This window comes from Ensifer sp. (genome assembly GCF_031989085.1).
Lineage (GTDB): Bacteria > Pseudomonadota > Alphaproteobacteria > Rhizobiales > Rhizobiaceae > Ensifer.
Genome location: NZ_DALZXU010000001.1, coordinates 2,055,931 through 2,075,320, shown reverse-complemented (window position 1 = coordinate 2,075,320; position 19,390 = coordinate 2,055,931). Strand labels below are relative to the sequence as shown.

21 protein-coding genes are annotated in these 19,390 nt (G+C 62.4%); 11 read left to right on the top strand and 10 right to left on the bottom strand.

The annotated features are described in order from the left end of the window. Positions 1–4 precede the first annotated feature (4 nt). The 6 genes from RTP54_RS10095 to RTP54_RS10070 all read left to right on the top strand — a co-directional run bounded on the left by RTP54_RS10095 (position 5) and on the right by RTP54_RS10070 (position 6,052). Positions 5–694 carry a D-lyxose/D-mannose family sugar isomerase gene (locus RTP54_RS10095; protein WP_112810129.1) on the top strand — a complete coding sequence of 230 codons (690 nt, stop codon included), beginning with the start codon at positions 5–7 and terminating at the stop codon, positions 692–694. Positions 695–714: 20 nt separating this feature from the next. Then, positions 715–1,476, top strand: a complete 762-nt coding sequence (locus tag RTP54_RS10090; protein WP_312362320.1) for a sugar phosphate isomerase/epimerase — start codon at positions 715–717, stop codon at positions 1,474–1,476. Positions 1,477–1,492: 16 nt separating this feature from the next. Then, positions 1,493–2,671, top strand: a complete 1,179-nt coding sequence (locus RTP54_RS10085; protein WP_312362318.1) for a Gfo/Idh/MocA family oxidoreductase — start codon at positions 1,493–1,495, stop codon at positions 2,669–2,671. Positions 2,672–2,979: 308 nt separating this feature from the next. Then, complete coding sequence (mgrA, locus tag RTP54_RS10080) at positions 2,980–4,008, top strand: L-glyceraldehyde 3-phosphate reductase (RefSeq protein ID WP_112815634.1); 1,029 nt, start codon at positions 2,980–2,982, stop codon at positions 4,006–4,008. Between the two features lie 378 nt (positions 4,009–4,386). Beyond that, positions 4,387–5,493 carry a TRAP transporter substrate-binding protein gene (locus RTP54_RS10075; RefSeq protein WP_112810125.1) on the top strand — a complete coding sequence of 369 codons (1,107 nt, stop codon included), beginning with the start codon at positions 4,387–4,389 and terminating at the stop codon, positions 5,491–5,493. A 145-nt stretch (positions 5,494–5,638) separates the two neighbouring features. Further along, complete coding sequence (locus tag RTP54_RS10070) at positions 5,639–6,052, top strand: cupin domain-containing protein (RefSeq protein WP_312362316.1); 414 nt, start codon at positions 5,639–5,641, stop codon at positions 6,050–6,052. Between the two features lie 338 nt (positions 6,053–6,390). Here RTP54_RS10070 and RTP54_RS10065 read toward each other — a convergent pair whose 3' ends face one another. Together RTP54_RS10065 and RTP54_RS10060 are read right to left on the bottom strand one after the other, a co-directional pair. After that, positions 6,391–8,232, bottom strand: a complete 1,842-nt coding sequence (locus RTP54_RS10065; RefSeq protein ID WP_312362314.1) for a TRAP transporter large permease subunit — start codon at positions 8,230–8,232, stop codon at positions 6,391–6,393. Next, on the bottom strand, positions 8,229–8,804 hold the full coding sequence (locus RTP54_RS10060) for a TRAP transporter small permease subunit (protein ID WP_312362313.1): 576 nt from the start codon (positions 8,802–8,804) through the stop codon (positions 8,229–8,231). The genes RTP54_RS10065 and RTP54_RS10060 overlap by 4 nt, the downstream gene beginning before the upstream one ends. Before the next feature lie 347 nt (positions 8,805–9,151). On the opposite strand from RTP54_RS10060, the gene RTP54_RS10055 reads away from it, so the two are divergent. After that, positions 9,152–10,777 carry a glycoside hydrolase family 43 protein gene (locus RTP54_RS10055; RefSeq protein ID WP_312362312.1) on the top strand — a complete coding sequence of 542 codons (1,626 nt, stop codon included), beginning with the start codon at positions 9,152–9,154 and terminating at the stop codon, positions 10,775–10,777. A gap of 128 nt (positions 10,778–10,905) precedes the next feature. After that, the gene (locus tag RTP54_RS10050; protein ID WP_112810120.1) at positions 10,906–11,298 is read left to right on the top strand and encodes an RcnB family protein; all 393 of its coding nucleotides are present in this window, start codon (positions 10,906–10,908) and stop codon (positions 11,296–11,298) included. A gap of 263 nt (positions 11,299–11,561) precedes the next feature. Here RTP54_RS10050 and RTP54_RS10045 read toward each other — a convergent pair whose 3' ends face one another. Next, complete coding sequence (locus RTP54_RS10045; RefSeq protein WP_312362310.1) at positions 11,562–12,764, bottom strand: GTP-binding protein; 1,203 nt, start codon at positions 12,762–12,764, stop codon at positions 11,562–11,564. Positions 12,765–12,897: 133 nt separating this feature from the next. Next, entirely contained in the window at positions 12,898–13,932 is a 1,035-nt protein-coding gene (gene znuA, locus RTP54_RS10040; protein WP_312362308.1) for a zinc ABC transporter substrate-binding protein ZnuA, read from the bottom strand. A gap of 305 nt (positions 13,933–14,237) precedes the next feature. On the opposite strand from znuA, the gene RTP54_RS10035 reads away from it, so the two are divergent. Genes RTP54_RS10035 through RTP54_RS10025 form a run of 3 tightly spaced genes read left to right on the top strand, consistent with a single transcriptional unit; the run spans position 14,238 to position 16,361 of the window. Next, a complete protein-coding gene (locus RTP54_RS10035) occupies positions 14,238–15,143 on the top strand; it encodes an ATP-binding cassette domain-containing protein (RefSeq protein WP_112810116.1) in 906 nt (301 codons plus the stop codon). Further along, on the top strand, positions 15,136–15,966 hold the full coding sequence (gene znuB / locus RTP54_RS10030; protein WP_112810115.1) for a zinc ABC transporter permease subunit ZnuB: 831 nt from the start codon (positions 15,136–15,138) through the stop codon (positions 15,964–15,966). The genes RTP54_RS10035 and znuB overlap by 8 nt, the downstream gene beginning before the upstream one ends. Further along, on the top strand, positions 15,966–16,361 hold the full coding sequence (locus RTP54_RS10025; protein ID WP_112810114.1) for a Fur family transcriptional regulator: 396 nt from the start codon (positions 15,966–15,968) through the stop codon (positions 16,359–16,361). The genes znuB and RTP54_RS10025 overlap by 1 nt, the downstream gene beginning before the upstream one ends. Positions 16,362–16,395: 34 nt before the next feature. Here RTP54_RS10025 and RTP54_RS10020 read toward each other — a convergent pair whose 3' ends face one another. The 6 genes from RTP54_RS10020 to RTP54_RS09995 form a co-directional block, all read right to left on the bottom strand. Next, complete coding sequence (locus tag RTP54_RS10020; RefSeq protein WP_112810113.1) at positions 16,396–16,926, bottom strand: gamma carbonic anhydrase family protein; 531 nt, start codon at positions 16,924–16,926, stop codon at positions 16,396–16,398. Positions 16,927–17,044: 118 nt separating this feature from the next. Beyond that, a complete protein-coding gene (locus RTP54_RS10015) occupies positions 17,045–17,731 on the bottom strand; it encodes a fumarylacetoacetate hydrolase family protein (RefSeq protein ID WP_112810112.1) in 687 nt (228 codons plus the stop codon). 67 nt (positions 17,732–17,798) lie between these two features. After that, a complete protein-coding gene (locus RTP54_RS10010) occupies positions 17,799–18,002 on the bottom strand; it encodes a hypothetical protein (protein WP_409517096.1) in 204 nt (67 codons plus the stop codon). Positions 18,003–18,361: 359 nt separating this feature from the next. Continuing rightward, on the bottom strand, positions 18,362–18,601 hold the full coding sequence (locus RTP54_RS10005; RefSeq protein ID WP_053251758.1) for a DUF982 domain-containing protein: 240 nt from the start codon (positions 18,599–18,601) through the stop codon (positions 18,362–18,364). A 126-nt stretch (positions 18,602–18,727) separates the two neighbouring features. Next, complete coding sequence (locus RTP54_RS10000; protein WP_312362300.1) at positions 18,728–19,012, bottom strand: hypothetical protein; 285 nt, start codon at positions 19,010–19,012, stop codon at positions 18,728–18,730. A gap of 190 nt (positions 19,013–19,202) precedes the next feature. Beyond that, on the bottom strand, positions 19,203–19,325 hold the full coding sequence (locus tag RTP54_RS09995; RefSeq protein WP_312362297.1) for a hypothetical protein: 123 nt from the start codon (positions 19,323–19,325) through the stop codon (positions 19,203–19,205). Positions 19,326–19,390: the final 65 nt, after the last annotated feature.

The window sequence follows — 19,390 nt, the reverse complement described above, 5'->3', positions numbered from 1 at the left end:
CACCATGAAACGCAGCCACGTCAACGACATCATCGCCGAAAGCGATGCCTTCATGAAGAGTTTTGGTTTCACGCTGCCTCCCTTTGCCTACTGGTCGCCGGAGGAAATGAAGTCGCGCGTCGCCTCGGATTGTCCGGCCATCCTCGACGCCCGCCTCGGCTGGGACATCACCGATTATGGCAAGGGCCGCTTCGACCAGTTCGGGCTGGTGCTCTTCACGCTGCGCAATGGCAACGCCGCCAATCTGCAGACCGGGCAGGGCATGATCTACGCCGAAAAGCTGATGATCACGGCCAAGGATCAGGTCAATCCGCTGCACCGCCATGCGGTCAAGACCGAAGACATCATCAATCGCGGCGGCGGCGCGCTGGTGCTGCAGATGTACAACTCCAGGCCCGACGGCAGCGTCGACGAGGAGAGCGACGTCGAGGTGGCGACCGATGCGCGGCTGAGACGGCTGCAGGCCGGCGATCTGCTCAAGCTCATGCCCGGCGAAAGCGTGACGCTTTTGCCCGGCAACTGGCACGCCTTCTGGGCAGAAGGCGGCGACGTGCTGATGGGCGAGGTCTCGACCGTCAACGACGACCTGACCGACAATTATTTCCGCGAACCCGTCGGCCGCTTCTCGGCGATCGAGGAGGACGCGAGCCCCATACATCTGCTGGTGTCGGACTACGACGCCTGGATCAAGTGACTTCCCAAGGAGGATTTTCGATGAAAGACGTCAGTTTCCAGCTCTACAGTGCCCGCAATTTCCCGCCTTTCGAGAATGTGCTGAAGGCGCTGGGTGACGCCGGTTACAGCCAGGTCGAAGGCTATGGCGCGCTCTACGCGGCGCTGAGCGATGCCGAGATCGCCAGCTTCAAGAGCGGCCTCGACGACAATGGTCTTGCCATGCCGACGGCACATTTCGGCCTGGACATGCTGGAGAGCGACCCGGCGCGTGTTCTGGAAATCGCGAGCGCGCTCGGCATCCGCGCGATCTACTGCCCCTATCTGCTGCCCGAAAACCGCCCGACGGATGCCGCCGGCTGGCGCGCCTTCGGCGAGCGGCTGCAAAAGGCCGGCAAGCCCTATCGTGACGCGGGCCTGATCTTCGGCTGGCACAACCACGACTTCGAATTTGCAGCCCTGCCGGACGGCAGCATCCCGCAGGATCTGATCTTTGCCGGCGGGCCGGATCTTTCCTGGGAGGCGGACATCGCCTGGATCATCCGCGGCGGTGCCGACCCGATCGCCTGGATCACGAAATATGCCGACCGCATCACCGCCGTACACGTGAAGGACATCGCGCCATCGGGCGAGAAGAAGGACGAGGACGGCTGGGCCGATGTCGGCGACGGCACCGTCGACTGGAAGGGCCTGTTCAAGGCGCTGTCGGGCACCAGGGCGCGCTACTTCATCGCCGAGCACGACAATCCGAGCGATTTCAAGCGCTTCGCCAAGCGCTCGCTCGCCTCCATTCAATCCTATTGAAAAGCAGGTTCAGTCCATGACCAAGGAACTTGGCGTCGGCATCATCGGATGCGGCAACATCTCCACCACCTATTTTTCGCTGGCGCCGCTCTTCAAGGGCATCAAGGTCGTCGCCTGCGCGGATATCAATCCGGCGGCAGCGGAAGCCCGCGCCACTGAGTATGGAGTCAGGGCCTTGAGCATCGAGGCGCTGCTTGCCGATCCCGATGTCGATATCGTCGTCAACCTGACGATCCCTGACGCGCATTTCCCGGTATCGAAGCGCATTCTGGAGGCGGGCAAGCATGTCTACTCGGAAAAGCCGCTGGTCCTGTCGCTGGAGCAGGGCGAGGAGCTGCGCGCTCTCGCCATGGCAAAGGGCCTGACCGTCGGCTGTGCCCCCGATACCTTCCTCGGCGGCGCGCATCAACTGGCCCGCAGCTTTATCGACGCCGGCAAGATCGGTCGCGTCACCTCTGGCACGTGCCACGTCATGAGCCCGGGCATGGAGATGTGGCATCCGAACCCGGATTTCTTCTTCCTGCCGGGCGGCGGCCCGATCCTCGATCTCGGGCCCTACTACATTGCCAACCTGATCAACCTCATCGGCCCGGTAAAACGCGTTGCGGCGCTCACCTCGATGGCCAACCCCACGCGCACGATCACCAGCGAGCCGCGCAAGGGCGAGGAAATCCCGGTGAAGACGCCGACCAACATCCATGCGTTGCTGGAGTTCCAGAACGGCGCGACGATCACGCTGTCGGCAAGCTGGGATGTCTGGTCGCACCGCCACGCCAACATGGAACTCTACGGCACCGAAGGTTCGCTCTTCGTGCCCGATCCCAACTTCTTCGGCGGCAAGGTCGAGGTCAGCGGACGCGACAAGAACATTCAGCCGCTCGAGATGTGGGATCATCCCTTCGCGGTCGAAAACCAGGAGCACCCGCAGGGGCCGATGGCGAACTACCGCACGGCGGGCCTTGCCGACATGGCGATCGCCATCCTCGAAGGCCGCGATGCCCGCTGCTCGCTGGAGCGCGCGCTGCACGGCGTCGACGTCATGGTGTCGATCCTGAAATCCGGGCAGGAAGGCCGCTTCGTCGAGCTTTCGACCACCTGCACCCAGCCGGCAGCACTCGGCATCGAGGAGGCGAGGGCACTGCTGATCGAGGCGGAAGAAGAAATGTCGGGAAATCGTGCGGCTGCAGCTTCATAGCGGCCGCTCTCTCGTGAGACGGACGCTCCATTCTCCCTCGTCCTCGCCCTTGTGGCGGGGATCCAGCGACCCGACGTCATCAGGGTCAAAAGACTTTTCAGCCCAAGGACTTGGGCTGGCTCAATTCCTGTGACAAGCAGCGGAATGACGGAGATTTCGGCAGGCCCAAAGCTTCCCACGCGTGCGTTCGATGATTAGAGATGGCTTTGACAGCAAGTTTGGGTTTCCGCGATCGCGGAGACCCTTGTCGTTTTAAAGGGGTGGTGGCTGCCTGCCGCCATCTTGATACGGATCGCGGAGGAATTGCGATGACCTGGCTACCGGCGGAAAACCGCTACGACACCATGAAATATAACCGCGTCGGCCGCTCTGGGCTGAAGCTGCCGGCGATCTCGCTCGGGCTCTGGCACAATTTCGGCGGTGACACGCCGCATGATCGCAAGGTCGACATGTGCCGCACCGCGTTCGATCTCGGCATCACCCATTTCGATCTTGCCAACAATTACGGCCCGCCTCCGGGCTCGGCCGAAACTGCCTTCGGCGAGATCATGCGCACCGATTTCGCGCATCTGCGCGACGAGCTGATCATCTCCTCCAAGGCCGGCTACGACATGTGGCCAGGTCCCTATGGCGAATGGGGCAGCCGCAAGTATCTGATCGCGTCCTGCGACCAGAGCCTGAAGCGCATGGGCCTCGACTATGTCGACATCTTCTATTCGCACCGCTTCGACCCGGACACGCCGCTTGAAGAGACCTGCGGCGCGCTCGACCATATCGTGCGTTCGGGCCGTGCGCTCTATGTCGGCATCTCCTCCTACAATTCGCAGCGCACCCGCGAGGCGGCCGCGATCCTGAAGGACCTTGGAACGCCCTGCGTGATCCACCAGCCGAGCTATTCCATGCTCAACCGCTGGATCGAGGATGACGGCCTGGTGCACACGCTCGAAGAGCTCGGCATCGGCTCGATCGTGTTCTCGCCGCTCGCCCAGGGCATGCTGACGACCAAGTATCTCGGCGGCATTCCGACCGACAGCCGCGCCGCACAGAACCACTTCCTCAAGAAGGAGTTCATCCGGCCCGAAATCATCGACAACATCCGCAAGCTGAACGGCATTGCCGAAAAGCGCGGCCAGACGCTGGCGCAGATGGCGCTGGCCTGGGTACTGCGCGGCGGTCGCATCACCTCCGCACTGATCGGCGCCAGCCGGTCCGAGCAGATCGTCGATTGCGTCAAGGCACTCGAAAACGACACGTTCACGGCAGATGAACTGGCCGAGATCGACCTCTACGCCCGCGAAGCCGACGTCAACCTCTGGGCCTCTTCGGCTGAGCTGTAGTACTGCCGAATATATTGATTTGCCTCGATTTTGGGCAAAATCATCCGGTCTCCGGCGCATTAGACAAAAGTCGAACATGCGCCGGAGAGCGTCCGCTGGACATGACTTAGTGAGCGTGTAAGGTGCGTCGATGCCGCCGGTTCGCTTTGCGACACGAGAGGCTTCTGGCCCTGCCGCACAAAAGCGCGCAGCGGTTTTATGGCGACGACATACACTGCAATAAGAATGGTAAAGCGTGGGCTGCGATCCCTTGATCGCAATGCGCTTCTGGAGGAGGAGCGGGGCCTCGCACGCACCGCAAGGGCGTTGAGGTTCCATTGGGCGGAGGCGCGGCCACGGTTGCGCCGGATTCTGCCTCGGCGGAAATAGGGAGGAACCATGGATCGCCGTTCATTCATCAAAAATGCAAGCCTGGGTGGCTTGGCCGCAGCTGGTGCGTCCGCGCTCGCGTCGCCCGCACTTGCGCAGGCAAACCCGAAGATCAACTGGCGGCTTGCTTCGTCATTCCCCAAGTCGCTCGACACGATCTATGGTGGCGGCGAAGTCCTGTCGAAATACGTTTCGGAAGCGACCGACGGCGCATTCCAGATCCAGGTGTTCGCAGCCGGTGAAATCGTACCCGGTCTGCAGGCGGCGGATGCCGCTGCCGCGGGCACGGTCGAGGCCTGCCACACGGTCGCATATTATTACTGGGGCAAGGACCCGACCTGGGCGCTCGGCGCAGCCGTTCCCTTCGCGCTCAACGCGCGCGGCATGAACGCCTGGCACTACCATGGCGGCGGTATCGACCTCTTCAACGAGTTCCTGGCGACCCAGGGTCTCGTCGGTTACCCCGGCGGCAACACCGGCGTGCAGATGGGCGGCTGGTTCCGCAAGGAAATCAAGACCGTTGCCGACATGCAGGGCCTAAAGATGCGCATCGGCGGCTTCGCCGGCAAGGTCGTCGAGAAGCTCGGCGTCGTGCCGCAGCAGATCGCCGGTGGCGACATCTACCCGGCGCTCGAAAAGGGCACCATCGACGCTGCCGAATGGGTCGGCCCCTATGACGACGAGAAGCTCGGCTTCTACAAGGTCGCGCCGTACTACTACTATCCCGGCTGGTGGGAAGGTGGCCCGACGGTCCACGCCATGTTCAACAAGGCGGCCTTCGACGGCCTGCCGAAGAACTACCAGTCGCTGCTGCGCACCGCCTGCCAGGCGACCGACGCGAACATGCTGCAGAAGTACGATTACCTGAACCCCTCGGCGATCAAGCGCCTGGTGGCTTCCGGTGCGAAGCTCAGCCCGTTCAGCCCGGAAATCCTGTCGGCCTGCTTCGAAAAGGCGAACGAAGTCTACGCCGAAATGGAAGCGACGAACCCGACCTTCAAGAAGATCTGGGACTCCATCAAGGCGTTCCGCGGCGAGTACTACCTCAACGCCCAGATCGCCGAATACAACTACGACACCTTCATGATGATCCAGCAGCGCGGCGGCAAGCTCTAAGCTAACCGCGTGTTGCAGACGAACCCGGCCGCTCGCGACGCATGTCGCGGGCGGCTTTCTCGTTTCAGCGCTCACAGCGCAATGCGGCCCATGGCGAGCCACGTTTCGTGGTAGGTTGCTGCCTCAACAGGATGGAGGAAGAGCCATGCCAAGCGAGGGCCAATCGGTCGTGCTCGGTCCGGACGAGGGCCGGCGTTACGACATGGGCGCGATCCAGGCCGTGTTCAAAGCCGATGGCGCAGAAACCGCTGGTCGATTTTCGATCTCGGAATGGTGGCTGGAGGCCCGCCACGAGGGGCCGGGCGCCCACAAGCACGACGATAATGATGAGATCTTCTACGTGATCGAGGGGACCGCCAGCGTGCTCGTCGGCGACACCTGGCACCGCAAGCCAAAGGGCTCGCTGTTCGTCATCCCGCGTGGGACGATGCATGACTTCAGGAACGAGAGCCAGGCCCGGATGGGGCTGCTCAACGTGTATGTCGGCGGCCCCTTCGAGGAGGCGATGCCCATGATCGTCGACTGGTATCGCGACAATCCGGCAAAGCGGATCGAGTGAGGCGCGCGTTGCTCGACTGGCAGGTATCGACGGGACGTGGTTCGCGGGCGTGCCTGTTGTCGCTTGGCAAGTCTCGACGGCCAATTTTTGGTGCCAGGATGACCCCCACTCTCCCTCATCCTCGCCCTTGTGGCGGGGATCCAGCAACCCGACGTCATCAGGGGTCAGAAAACCTTTTTAGCTCAAAGACTTGATCTCGCTGGATTCCTGTGACGAGCACAGGAATGAGGGAGTTTTTGGCTGGTGCCGAGGCTTCCCGGTGACCATGAGTTATCGCGTTCCATAGAAGAAAAAGGGCGGCCGATGGGCCGCCCTTCGCATTTCCGTCTACCGGTCGCCTACTTGAATGAAGGCGGCTGGCTGAGATCGTTTGATGGTGCCGGCTGCGGCTGCGCACCCGATCCGCCAAACGACGGCGGCTGGCTGAGGTCGTTCGAGGGGGCGGTCTGTGGCTGTGCGCCCCCTCCCTGGTCTGCCGGTTTCTGGTCGAGCGGGCTGCCGCCGGGAAGCTGCAAGCCGCCGGGTAGTCCGAGACCGCCGCCATTGTCGGGCAGGCCGAGACCGCCGCCGAAGCCGGGCACCTCGATCTTGATCGTGTTCGGATCGACCGCAGTGCCGGTTCCCTTGTAGTGCATCACCATCTGCGGGAACATGATCGTCAGTCCCACCATCAGCACCTGGATGCAGACGAAGGGCACGGCGCCCCAGTAGATCTGCGCCGTGGTCACTGGCTGGATGTTCTTGCCGGTGATCTTGTCGAGATAGGGCACCTTGGCGGCGACTGAGCGCAGGTAGAAAAGCGCAAAGCCGAAGGGCGGATGCATGAAGCTCGTCTGCATGTTGATGCCGAGCAGAACGCCGAACCAGATCAGGTCGATGCCGAGCTTGTCGGCGGCCGGCGCCAAGAGCGGCACGATGATGAAGGCAAGCTCGAAGAAATCCAGGAAGAACGCCAGGAAGAAGACGAGCACGTTGACGGCGATCAGGAAGCCGGTTTCGCCGCCCGGCATCGCCGTCAGCAGATGTTCGACCCAGATGTGCCCGTTGACGCCGTAGAAAGTCAGCGAGAAGACGCGCGCACCGATCAGGATGAACAGCACGAAGGCCGAAAGCCGCGTCGTTGCCGTAAGGGCCCCGCGCACGACCTCCATGTTGAGGCGGCCCTTGGCAGCGGCCATGATCAACGCGCCTACGGCACCCATTGCGCCGCCTTCCGTCGGCGTGGCGATGCCGAGGAAGATGGTGCCGAGCACCAGGAAGATCAGGGCCAGCGGCGGGATCAGAACGATGATGACCTGCTGGGCAAGCCTGGACATCGCATTGATCTTGAAGCCCTTGTCGATCAGGGCGACGATGTAGATGAAGGCGACGCCGACGGTACCGCCGAGGATATCGGCGTTCTCGCCCTGGGTCGGGTAGAGATAGACGTGGGCGGCATAGGCGATGCCGGCGGCTACCGCCAGCGCGATTGCAAGCGAGGTGACGCCGGAGCCCAGCGTGCGGGCTTCGAGCGGCAGCGCCGGCATGGAGTCGCGCCGGAGGAACGACATCAGCAGGATGTAGCACATATAGAGACCGGTCAGCACCAGACCCGGGATGAGCGCACCGGCATACATGTCGCCGACCGAGCGGCCGAGCTGGTCGGCAAGAACGATGAGCACCAGCGACGGCGGGATGATCTGGGCGAGCGTGCCCGAGGCGGCAATCACGCCCGATGCGACCTTCCGGTCATAGCCGTAGCGCAGCATGATGGGCAGCGAGATCAGGCCCATGGCGATGACCGAGGCGGCAACGACGCCGGTGGTGGCTGCAAGCAGCGCGCCGACGAAGATGACCGCATAGGCAAGACCGCCGCGGATCGGGCCGAAGAGCTGGCCGATCGTGTCGAGCAGGTCTTCCGCCATGCCCGATTTCTCGAGCACGATCCCCATGAAGGTAAAGAAGGGGATGGCGAGCAATGTGTCGTTCGACATCACCCCCCAGAACCGGTCAGGCAATGCGTTGAGCAGGGGCCAGGAAAGGTTGATCGAGTCGGAGAGCGGCGCGAGTTCGACGCCGATGATGAAGAACAGAAGGCCATTGGCGGCGAGCGAGAAGGCGACCGGGTAACCCAGGAGCAGGAACACGATCAGCGACGCGAACATGATCGGCGCCAGATTTTCGGCAATGAATTCGATCATGGGCGTTGCTCCGTCGACAGGGCGTCGTCCAGCGGCGCGTGCGTGGGCACGTATGGCGTCGGGTCATCCATGTTGCCGGTCATGATCGCGATCTTCTTGATGATTTCCGATACGCCCTGCAAGGCGAGCAGCAGGAACCCGAGAAGCAGTATGGCCTTGGCCGGCCAGATGATCAGGCCGCCTGCGGAAGAGGAAACCTCGCCCGAGACCATCGACATCTTCACATAAGGGAAGAGGTAGTAGAGCATCAGCAGCACAAACGGCATCAGGAAGAAGACGTGGCCGAAGAGGTCGATCCAGTGCTGCACGCGGCGCGAGAACTGGCCGTAGACGACATCGATGCGGATATGTTCGTTCTGGCTGAGCGTATAGGCGGCCGCCAGCATGAAGGCGGCGCCGAACAGGTACCATTGCGCCTCGAGCCAGGCGTTCGACGACATGTTGAAGATCTTGCGGATCACCGCGTTGCCGGCGCTGACAAGGACGGCTGCCAGGATGAACCAGGAAACTTTTTTCCCGATGAATTCCGTGATCGTGTCTATAAGTCGGCTGAAGCCGAGCAAAGCTTTCATCGATTTCCTCCCCGCGATGGCTATTATGGTTGTTGTGCCAAGCACAGTCAGAGTGCCGATTTCAAGCGCACGTTCAAGTCTGGGTGGCGATTTTCCCGTATAGTTCGGCGACCTCCGACTAAAGTTGAATGGGACTTTGCGGCGCACTGCCCATTGTTTGTGCAATCCTGTTCGACGCGCTGCAGCGGCACTATCGCCAGCTGTTTCCACAGGCACCCCCGTGGCGCGAATCGATGTGGAAAGTCCGCCAAAAGGGGGTGTGGGGTGCGATCAACTGCAACGTTGCAGTCTTGAATTTGTATGATTTTTAGGGTCGGATGGCGCCGCCAAGGGAGGACGCCAGACCGATGACCACCATGATCCGCAATCCCATACTGCCGGGCTTCAATCCGGACCCTTCGATCTGCCGCGTCGGGGACGATTACTATATCGCGACATCCACCTTCGAGTGGTATCCGGGCGTGCAGATCCACCACTCGCGCGATCTTGTGAACTGGAAGCTCGTGCGCCGGCCGTTGGAGCGGGCAAGCCAGCTCGACATGCGCGGCAACCCCGACAGTTGCGGCGTTTGGGCGCCGTGCCTGTCCTATGACGACGGCCTGTTCTTTCTCGTCTATACCGACGTCAAGCGCTTCGACGGCAACTTCAAGGACGCGCATAACTACATCGTCACGGCCGAGGCCGTCGAAGCGGCCTGGTCCGATCCGGTCTATGTCAATTCCTCCGGTTTCGATCCCTCGCTGTTTCATGACGACGATGGCCGCAAGTGGTTTCTCAACATGCAATGGAACCACCGTAGCGAGAGTTTTGGCGGCTCGCCGAAGCATCCGGCCTTCGACGGCATTTTGCTGCAGGAATGGGACGAGCGCACGCGCAGGCTGATCGGGCCGGTGAAGAACATCTTCGCTGGCTCGCCGCTCGGGCTGGTCGAAGGTCCGCATCTCTTCAAGCGTAATGGCTGGTACTATCTGACGACGGCGGAAGGCGGCACCGGCTATGATCATGCCGTGACCATGGCGCGCTCGCGCACGATCGACGGTCCCTACGAGATGCATCCGGACACCTATCTGATCACGGCGAAGGACCATCCCGATGCGCCGCTGCAGCGGGCAGGTCATGGACAATATGTCGAGACGCCGGATGGCCAGGCCTATCACACCCATCTCTGCGGCCGGCCGCTGGAGCCTCACCGTCGCTGCACGCTTGGCCGCGAGACGGCGCTGCAGAAATGCGTCTGGCGCGACGACGGCTGGCTCTATCTGGAAAATGGCGGGCCGGTTCCCGAAATCCTGGTGACGGCACCGCAGCCGGCGGAGGCCGCGTCAACGCCGCGCGTAATCGAGACCGATTTCGACGAAGCCTCGCTGCCGGCCGAATTCCAGTGGCTGCGCACGCCCGAGCCGGAACGGATCTTTTCGCTGGAGAGGCGCTCAGGGCACCTGAGGCTCTTTGCGCGCGAAAGCATCGGCAGCTGGTTCGAGCAGGCGCTTGTCGCGCTCCGTCAGGAGCATCACGCCTTCCGCGCGGAAACGGTCGTCGAGTTCGAGGCGCACACCTATCAGCAGGTGGCGGGTCTCACGCATTACTACAACCGCCACAAGTTCCATGCGCTCGGGTTGACCTGGCATGAAACGCTCGGGCGGGCACTGACGATCCTGTCTTGCCCGGGCGACTTTCCGCATGGGCGATTGCAGTTTCCCATCGGCGGCGGCATTGCGGTGCCCGCAGGCGCGATCAGCCTTGCCATGGAGGTTCGCGACAACGATCTGCAGTTCTTCTGGCGCGCGCCGGGGGACGTGGAGTGGCAAGCGATCGGTCCGGTTCTCGACGCCGGCGTGGTGTCGGACGAGGGCGGACGCGGCGAACACGGATCTTTCACCGGTGCCTTTGCCGGCATGTTCGCCTTCGACACATCGGGCACCGGGCTTCATGCCGATTTCGACCGATTCCGTTACGTCAGCCTTTCGCCGTGAGAATGGCATCATATGAGGCATTGCTTATAAGTATAGAATTTCATTACGTAATTGTAATGTAGAGCTTCATATTCGGTTCAGGAAGGCGGGCCTATTTTCGGGGTGCAAATAACGAAAGGAATACCCCGATGAAACGTCTCCTGACCGCCCTGGTCGCCAGCTCCTTCCTGATCACGCCGGTCGCAGCCTTCGCGCAGCCGGCAGGTTCCTTCGAGGTCGCTCAGAACCATGACCGCTACCAGCGCCATCAGGTTGAACGGCATATGGACCGGAACGTCGATCGTCGCGTCAACAAGCACGTGACGATCGAAAAGCGGGTCACCATCGAAAAGAGGCAGCGCTGGTCTCGCGGCCATCGCCTGAGCCCGGCCGAGCGCCGCCACATGGCACAGGTCCGCGATTATCGCCGCTACAAGCTGCGCCAGCCGCCGCGCGGCCAGCAATGGGTGCGCGTCGACAACGACTTCCTGCTGATCAGCCTGGCAACCGGTGTCATCGTCGGCCTCGCATCGGCCCGGTAAGCCAAACGATCGGGGCAGCCTTCCGGGCTGCCCCTTCGCACGAATTTACGCCGTCTTCCGGCATTTCGGCATCGTCCCGTCAGCCTCACTATCGCCTCGCGCACCAAACAGCAGAAGCTCGACCGGGCCGGCCGGCGAGGGACTTTCCTCCGCATCATCCCGCCCGTCAAAGAACGGATCGAACATCGGCACCGGCCTGCCGGCCGCGTTGAGGCCCATGCAGGTGAAACGCAGCCGGCGCGGTGCTGGTCCCGCCGCTGGCATCAGGCGGCCCGCTGCGACCAGCTCGCGAACGGATCCGGCAGGTCGCGCCAACGTTCCGGCTGAAAGCTGCTGTCGGTGACGAGGCAGGCGTCAAGTTCGCGCGTCAGCTCGATCTCATCCATGGGATCTGCGCCGATGAAGACGATCTCCTGCCGGCGGTCGCCCCAGACCGGGTCGATATAGGGGCCGACTGCCTTGAGGAAGTCCGGGTCACGCGGCCACTGGTCCCTCGGCACCGCCGACCACCAAAGCCCCATCTTCGAGGTCCGGACCAGAGCGCCGGCCTGGCTCAATTCTCCGACATGATAGGGCCTTGTTGCCAGCCAGAAGAAGCCCTTGGCGCGCACCACGCCCGGCCAGGGCCGCGCAAGAAACGCCTGGAACCGCGTGGGGTCGAACGGCCGGCGGGCCTTGTAGACGAAGGAGCGGATGCCGTATTCCTCGGTTTCGGGGATATGGTCCTTGAAGCCGTGCAGTTCCTTGTACCAGAGCGGGTGTTGCTCGGCCTTGGCAAGGTCGAAGCGACCGGTGCCGAGCACGTCGCGCAGTTCCACCTTGCCGAAATCCACCTCCACCAGCCGCGCGTCCGGGTTCAGTCCGACGATGATCTTGCGTGCGGCGTCCGTCTGCTCCGGTGTTGCCGTGCCGATCTTGTTGAGCACCACGACATCGGCAAACTCGATCTGTTCGACCAGCAGGTCGACGAGCGTGCGCGTATCACCTTCGCCCGCCGTCTCGCCGCGATCTGAAAGGAAATCGAGCGAGGCGTAGTTCGCAAGCAGATTGGCGGCGTCGACCACCGTCACCATGGTGTCGAGGCGCGCGACATCGGCCAGGCTCTCGCCATCCTCGTCGCGAAAATCGAAGGTGGTGGCCACGGGCAGGGGTTCGGAAATGCCGCTCGATTCAATCAGCAGGTAGTCGAACCGGTTCTGTTCGGCCAGGTTGCGGACCTCGCGCAGGAGATCGTCGCGCAGTGTGCAACAGATGCAGCCGTTGGTCATTTCGACCAGCTGTTCTTCGGTGCGCGAGAGGTTGGCGCCACCATCGCGGATGAGCGCGGCATCGATGTTGATCTCGCTCATGTCGTTGACGATGACGGCGACACGCAGCCCGTTGCGGTTGGTCAGCACATGGTTGAGCAAGGTGGTCTTGCCGGCGCCGAGAAAGCCTGAGAGAACGGTTACAGGAAGCTTTTCCATTGCTGTTTCCTATATGTTATATCATTACATTTGTGGTGGAAAGAAAAGGGCGGGTGCGAACACCCACCCTGCCGCCACAGATGGCGGACTTCGCCGCCGCAAATGGCGGACTTGACCGCCTTGGGAGGACGGATCAGCTTGCAGAACCGAGGCAGGTCTTGAGCGAGGTGCCGATGCCTTCCATCAGCTGGAAATAGAGATCGGGACCGGCGTCGAGCGTGGCTGCTTCCGGGTCGAGCGTGCCGGATTTCGCCGGCGTTCCCTCGATCACCACATTGATCAGCTTCGGCTCGAACTGCGGTTCGGCGAACACGCAGGTCGCGCCCAGTTCCTTGATCTTGGCGTGGATCTGCGACAGGCGTTCGGCGCCGGGCAGGACCTCCGGGCTGACCGTGATCGAACCTGCCACCCGCACCTGGTAGCGGTGCTCGAAATACTGGTAGGCGTCGTGGAACACGATGAAAGGCTTGTCCTTCACAGGGGCCACCGTTTCGAGCAGGCTCTTGTCGAGTGCATCTAGGCGCTGGTTGAGCGTGTCGAGATTGGCCTTGTAGGCGGCGGCATTGTCCGGATCGGCCGCCGCGAGCGTCTTTTCGATCTCTGCTGCCATGGCCTTGGCATTGCGCGGATCGAGCCACAGGTGCATGTCGAAGCCGTCGTGATCGTGATCATGGCCCTCATGCGCGTGGTCGTGGGCAGCGGCGGCTTCGGGTGCGGCGGCATGATCGTGTTCTGCCTCACCCTCGGTGTGTTCATGGCCCTCTTCGCCATGGCCGGCTTCGCCTTCATGGGCATGATCATGCGCCTCGAAGGCGCCGCCCTCGCGGAATTTCAGCTTGTCGAGGCCCGGTGCCTCGCTGAGTTCGACGACCTTTGCACCACCGCTCAAGGCATCGAGCGGCTTGTCCAGGAAGGCCTCGAGGCCAGGGCCAACCCAGAACACCACCTTTGCCGCCTGGAGCGCTGCGGCGTTCGACGGTTTCATGTTGTAGGTGTGGGGGGAGGCTGCGCCCTCGACGATCAGCGCCGGTTCGCCGACGCCCTGCATGATCGAGGCGACAAGCGAGTGGACAGGCTTGATCGAAGCCACCACATTAGGTCCGGCTGCGGCGACGGGAGAAGACAGCAGGATGGTGGAGGCAAAGAGCAGGGCGGAAGTCGATTTCATCGGTTTCTCCGGGCTTGAATGTCACGCAAGTCACTGAACAGATTGTCTTTTCAGTCAGAATATGGCGCAGTTCGGACACTTGAAGCACGAGAGCGCCGTGTGTTCATATGAACGCACAAAGGACGCTCCAGGACTTCAAATCCAGAGCATCCTGCTGCCCCCAAGTGAGGCCACTTGAAGACCGGTTGCCCTGGACGCACGTCCGGTTGAACGTGGTGGCGTTTGAATGTAATGTTATTACATCAATTGCGTTATGCTATAACGTGTGCGATAGCCAGAGGCAACTGCCAATCCGGAATTTTTTGATGCTGAATTTCCGATCCCCAGAAACGACGCCGCTGGTGCGGCTGAACAATGCCGGCGTGCGCCGCAACGGCCGCTGGCTGGTGCGCGGCGTCGAATTTTCGATCAGCCCGGGCGAGATCGTCACGCTGATCGGCCCCAACGGGTCGGGCAAGTCGACGACGGCCAAGACCGCAATCGGGGTGCTGAAGGCGGACGAGGGCTTCGTCGAGCGCAAGGCGGGCCTGAAGGTCGGCTACGTCCCGCAGAAGCTTGCCGTCGACTGGACACTGCCCTTGACGGTCGAGCGTCTGATGACGCTGACGGGACCCTTGAAAGGCCGGGAAGTCGAGGAGGCGCTTTCGGCGACGGGCGTTTTGCACCTGGCCAAGGCAGAGGTGCAGCATTTGTCCGGCGGCGAATTCCAGCGCGCGCTGCTGGCGCGGGCGATCGCCCGCAAGCCGGACCTGCTTGTGCTCGACGAACCGGTGCAGGGCGTGGATTTCAGCGGCGAGATTGCGCTTTATGAACTTATCAAGCAGATCCGCAATCGCACCGGTTGCGGCATCCTCCTGATCTCGCACGACCTGCATATCGTCATGGCCGAGACCGATACCGTCGTCTGCCTCAACGGTCATGTCTGCTGCCGTGGAACGCCACAGGCCGTGAGCCAAAGCCCGGAATACCAGAAGCTTTTCGGGCGCCGCGCCGCGAGTACGCTTGCGGTCTACAGCCACAACCACGATCACACCCATCTGCCAGATGGGCGCGTGCTGCATGCTGATGGTTCGATCACCGAACACTGTTATCCCGGCGACGGCCATCACCACGACGAGGACGACAACGTGCACGACCATGGCGACGATTGCGGTTGCGGCCACCATAGCCGCCTGCATGGCTTCGAATTGAAGGAGAAGCGCGATGTTTGACGATTTCTTCGTCCGGGCGCTGGTCGCGGGCATCGGCATCGCCGTGATGGCGGGGCCGCTCGGCTGCTTCGTCATCTGGCGGCGCATGGCCTATTTCGGCGACACAATGGCGCATTCCGCGCTGCTGGGCGTGGCGCTGTCCTTGCTGCTCGACCTCAACCTGATGGTGGCGGTGTTTATCGTTGCGGCCTCCGTTTCGTTGCTGCTCCTGTTCCTGCAGCGGCGCGGGGCGTTGTCGACCGACGCGCTGCTTGGGATCCTGTCGCATTCCGCGCTGTCGATCGGCCTTGTCATCGTCGCCTTCATGACCTGGGTCCGGATCGATCTCGTCGGATTTCTCTTTGGCGACATCCTCGCCGTGTCGGAATCCGACATCGACATCATCTGGGGCGGCGGCATTCTGGTCATTTTTGCCATCGTCTATCTCTGGCGGCCGCTGCTCGCCTCCACGGTCAATCCCGAGCTCGCGGAAGCCGAAGGCATGAAGCCGGAGCGGGCGCGGCTGTTCTTCATGCTCCTGATGGCGCTGGTGATCGCCATCGCCATGAAGATCGTCGGCATCCTGCTGATCACCTCGCTCCTGATCATTCCGGCGGCGACGGCGCGTCGTTTTTCCTCGTCGCCCGAAATCATGGCGGTGCTGGCTTCGGTCATCGGCGCGCTCGCGGTGACCGGCGGACTTTTCGGCTCGCTGCACTGGGATACGCCGTCCGGACCGTCTATCGTCGTCGCAGCACTTGCGCTTTTCGTACTGAGTCTGCTGCCGATCGGGCGGCGTCGGTTGGAGGCAGCGTCTCATTCCACGCCTGGAGGGCATCATTGATGGCGACCCCGCAACTGACCAAGAACCAGACCATGGTTATGGCTGCTCTCAGCCATTCCGAAGGTCCGATGAGCGCCTATACCATTCTCGATAAGCTGCGCGATCAGGGGTTCCGCGCGCCGCTGCAGGTTTATCGCGCGCTCGACAAGCTGCTCGAATATGGCCTGGTGCACCGGCTCGAAAGCCTCAATGCCTTCGTCGCCTGCACGTGCCCGCATGACCACGAGCATGACAATGGGGTGACGGCGTTCACGATCTGCGAGGGCTGCGGGCAGGTGACCGAGTTCCACGACACGGCGATCGAGCAGCGCCTGACGGCGCTGACGCGGGCGCAGAACTTCAAGACGGAAAAGACGACGATAGAGATCCGCGGCCATTGCCAGAGCTGCGCCTGACAGGGCGCGGCCCTGGACCGCTCCAGGGGCGCGGTCAGTCGAGCCTGGTCAGTTGCATCGCATAACGCTGCCAGTTCTTGACGTAGTGGCTTGCCGATCGTTTCAGTCCCTCGGCGGCGGCATCGTCCAGCACGCGGACGGCCTTGGCCGGCGATCCGACGATCAGCGAATTGTCCGGAAATTCCTTGCCCTCGGTCACCAGCGCATTGGCGCCAACCAGACAGTTGCGACCGATCTTGGCGCCGTTCAGGACCGTTGCGCCCATGCCGATCAGCGAGTTGTCGCCGATGGTGCAGCCATGGATGATGGCGCCGTGGCCGATGGTACAGCCTTCGCCGATGGTGACGGGAAAACCGGGGTCGACGTGGATGACGGTATTTTCCTGGATGTTGGTGCGGGCGCCGAGCCGGATCGGCTCATTGTCGCCGCGAAGCGTCGCGCCGAACCAGATGCCCACGTCCTCGCCGATTTCCACCTGGCCGATGATGTTGGCGTCTGGCGCCACCCAATAGCTGCCCTGGGCAGGGGTTTGCGGGCGCAGAGGTCCAAGGGCATAGAGCGGCATCGGGCGATCCTCAGGGTTAGAGCACGGTCGGCACGGCATGCGGCAGAATATGCATCAGGACGGAACGAAGGAGCGCTTCCACGATCTTGCCGGGAACGGCGATGGAAGCGCCCTGAAATCAGCGAACGGTGACCGCGAGCGCCGCAACGCCATCGACGCCGCAGGTCACGGCATCGCCCCGCACCACCGGGCCGACGCCTGAAGGCGTTCCGGTCATGATGACGTCGCCGGGGGCGAGCGTGAACAGCCGCGACAGCTCGGAGATGACTTCGGGGATCTTCCAGATCATCTGGTCGAGATCGCCCTGCTGGCGCTGCTCGCCGTTGACCTTCAGCCAGATATTGCCGTTTGCCGGATGGCCGACCACCTCGACCGGCACAATCTCGGAAACCGGCGCCGAATGCTCGAAGGCCTTGGCCGCGGCCCAGGGCTTGCCGGCCTTCTTGGCTTCCGCCTGCAGGTCGCGGCGGGTGAAATCGATGCCGACGCCATAGCCATAGACGCAGTCGAGCGCCTGCTCGACCGGGATGTCGGCGCCGCCGCTCTTCAATGCGACAACCAGCTCGACCTCATGGTGCACATCGGCGGTGCGTGGCGGGTAGGGGAAACCATCGCCGCTGACCAGCAGATTGTCCGGATTCTTCTGGAAGAAGAAGGGCGGCTCACGATCGGGATCGTGGCCCATCTCGATGGCGTGGGCGGCATAGTTGCGCCCAACGCAATAGACCCGGCGCACGGGAAAACCCACGAGGCTGCCTTTGATCGGCAGGAGCACGGGCGGCGAAGGTGGAATGATGGTTTGCATGTTTGTCCGGCTGTTTCGAATCCCAGCCGGACGTTAACACCCTCTCCGGGTGCTGCAAGGGGTTATCTCAGGCGCAGCAGGCGTAGGCCTGCAACTGGTCGCGCGTGAGAAACCGGCCATCGGACCGCGAATTCAGTTCCGGATGGCTGTATTCCAGGCTCGGAACCTGAAGTTCCAGTGCCTGGCGCACGGTCATGATGCCGACGTCGCAGCGATCGCTGCCGCGCGTCACCGTGACTTCAACGATGCGATAGAGATTCTGTTCACGCATGATATCTCTCCCGTTTTCGTTGTCCCTTGCCGGGACATTATACTTTTCCCTTGAATGGGATTGAGGCGCTTCGAAATTGGTTTTTGTGAGGCACCTCATGATATACCGCAGAGAAATGAACGCTTCACGACAGAAATCGGGCCATTTCCGGGAAATTTGCGTGCGATTTGAAGACAGTGCGCCGGATTGGCACGTCAATTCCATCGCTCGGTCCCAGGCGGCCCAATGTCTCCGGGCGCGCTTGCAGCGCCAGCGGTCATTGTCTTGAAATGCGTGCGCGCCCCGACAGCGGGGCTTACAGCGCGCTCTATCCATTGCAACTGGCGAGTGCGGCTACGCCTTGCGGGCGTCAATAGCGGCTAATGCGCTTTCAGTTCGGCTTCGCGGGCGGCCGAGATGAACAGAGATCGCGCTTCTTCCACCGTGCGCCGGCCGTCGATGGCGGCGCGGCAGGCGCTGCGTGCAGCGACATAGCTCGGGCCGCGGCGCGGCCATTGGTCGGCAAGGCAGGCCAGTGCATCCGAAGGGCCCTTCACGGTGCGCACATCCCCGGTCACGAGGTCGAGTTCGATCGGCTGGTTCCAGATGATTTGATGCATGCGTCTCCTCCTCGAGATCATCTCAATGAATGTCGGCATCGCGACGACTTGCGGCAGGGCTCCTCCCACGCGGCAAGCGGACTATTGTGCTAATGTAGCGCAGGATCTCGCTTTTGTAAGCAGCTTTTACGGGTGCGTTTCGCCGCGGGACAACGCCAGAACGTCGCCATATGCTGCGCTCGATGTTTCCGCAGGCATGCGGGAGGCAAACCAGCGGCCGACGGCGAGCAGCAGCTGCTCGTTCGTGGTGCCCGCGAGGTACTCGTCGATCAGCATGCGCGCATGGCGGCGGGCGCGGGGGCTGTCGTGGAGCCAGAGCTGCTCGGCGCAGATCGTGTCGAAAACGCGCTGCAGCGTGTCGAGATCGGGCTGCGACAGCGCGATGCACTGTGTCGTGCGCAATGGGTTCATGAGATCGTCCCCCGCGGCACCCCATTCCCGATGCCCGGCGAACTATGCCACAACCTCCCGATAGCTGTGACCCCTTGGGAATGAGGGGTTCGCGAGGACAATTCGCGTGCAGCAGAAGGTGTCGGCAGCGCGCGCGTCGCTCCTCCATTCTGCGTGGGTGTGCCGGCACAGCCGGGTTGACGTCGTGCGGCTAGAACAGCTTGTCAGTGAGTGTGGCGGCCACGGTGGCTGCCAGCGCCACCAGCATAAGTGCGGCACTGACCATTGCCGCCACCGTTCTGCGCCGTCTGGCGCCGCTCCAATCGTAGCTCATGCTTTCGCTCCGATGTCACCTATGCGATTGCGAGACGATCGGCGATTTGAGTTAATAAATCGGTA

What these genes read in the sequence shown, in the direction of transcription:
- RTP54_RS10095 (WP_112810129.1), top strand. Translation starts at nt 5, where the DNA reads ATGAAACGCAGCCACGTCAACGACATCATCGCCGAAAGCGATGCCTTC.
- RTP54_RS10090 (WP_312362320.1), top strand. Translation starts at nt 715, where the DNA reads ATGAAAGACGTCAGTTTCCAGCTCTACAGTGCCCGCAATTTCCCGCCT.
- RTP54_RS10085 (WP_312362318.1), top strand. Translation starts at nt 1,493, where the DNA reads ATGACCAAGGAACTTGGCGTCGGCATCATCGGATGCGGCAACATCTCC.
- mgrA (WP_112815634.1), top strand. Translation starts at nt 2,980, where the DNA reads ATGACCTGGCTACCGGCGGAAAACCGCTACGACACCATGAAATATAAC.
- RTP54_RS10075 (WP_112810125.1), top strand. Translation starts at nt 4,387, where the DNA reads ATGGATCGCCGTTCATTCATCAAAAATGCAAGCCTGGGTGGCTTGGCC.
- RTP54_RS10070 (WP_312362316.1), top strand. Translation starts at nt 5,639, where the DNA reads ATGCCAAGCGAGGGCCAATCGGTCGTGCTCGGTCCGGACGAGGGCCGG.
- RTP54_RS10065 (WP_312362314.1), bottom strand. Translation starts at nt 8,232, where the DNA reads ATGATCGAATTCATTGCCGAAAATCTGGCGCCGATCATGTTCGCGTCG.
- RTP54_RS10060 (WP_312362313.1), bottom strand. Translation starts at nt 8,804, where the DNA reads ATGAAAGCTTTGCTCGGCTTCAGCCGACTTATAGACACGATCACGGAA.
- RTP54_RS10055 (WP_312362312.1), top strand. Translation starts at nt 9,152, where the DNA reads ATGACCACCATGATCCGCAATCCCATACTGCCGGGCTTCAATCCGGAC.
- RTP54_RS10050 (WP_112810120.1), top strand. Translation starts at nt 10,906, where the DNA reads ATGAAACGTCTCCTGACCGCCCTGGTCGCCAGCTCCTTCCTGATCACG.
- RTP54_RS10045 (WP_312362310.1), bottom strand. Translation starts at nt 12,764, where the DNA reads ATGGAAAAGCTTCCTGTAACCGTTCTCTCAGGCTTTCTCGGCGCCGGC.
- znuA (WP_312362308.1), bottom strand. Translation starts at nt 13,932, where the DNA reads ATGAAATCGACTTCCGCCCTGCTCTTTGCCTCCACCATCCTGCTGTCT.
- RTP54_RS10035 (WP_112810116.1), top strand. Translation starts at nt 14,238, where the DNA reads ATGCTGAATTTCCGATCCCCAGAAACGACGCCGCTGGTGCGGCTGAAC.
- znuB (WP_112810115.1), top strand. Translation starts at nt 15,136, where the DNA reads ATGTTTGACGATTTCTTCGTCCGGGCGCTGGTCGCGGGCATCGGCATC.
- RTP54_RS10025 (WP_112810114.1), top strand. Translation starts at nt 15,966, where the DNA reads ATGGCGACCCCGCAACTGACCAAGAACCAGACCATGGTTATGGCTGCT.
- RTP54_RS10020 (WP_112810113.1), bottom strand. Translation starts at nt 16,926, where the DNA reads ATGCCGCTCTATGCCCTTGGACCTCTGCGCCCGCAAACCCCTGCCCAG.
- RTP54_RS10015 (WP_112810112.1), bottom strand. Translation starts at nt 17,731, where the DNA reads ATGCAAACCATCATTCCACCTTCGCCGCCCGTGCTCCTGCCGATCAAA.
- RTP54_RS10010 (WP_409517096.1), bottom strand. Translation starts at nt 18,002, where the DNA reads ATGCGTGAACAGAATCTCTATCGCATCGTTGAAGTCACGGTGACGCGC.
- RTP54_RS10005 (WP_053251758.1), bottom strand. Translation starts at nt 18,601, where the DNA reads ATGCATCAAATCATCTGGAACCAGCCGATCGAACTCGACCTCGTGACC.
- RTP54_RS10000 (WP_312362300.1), bottom strand. Translation starts at nt 19,012, where the DNA reads ATGAACCCATTGCGCACGACACAGTGCATCGCGCTGTCGCAGCCCGAT.
- RTP54_RS09995 (WP_312362297.1), bottom strand. Translation starts at nt 19,325, where the DNA reads ATGAGCTACGATTGGAGCGGCGCCAGACGGCGCAGAACGGTGGCGGCA.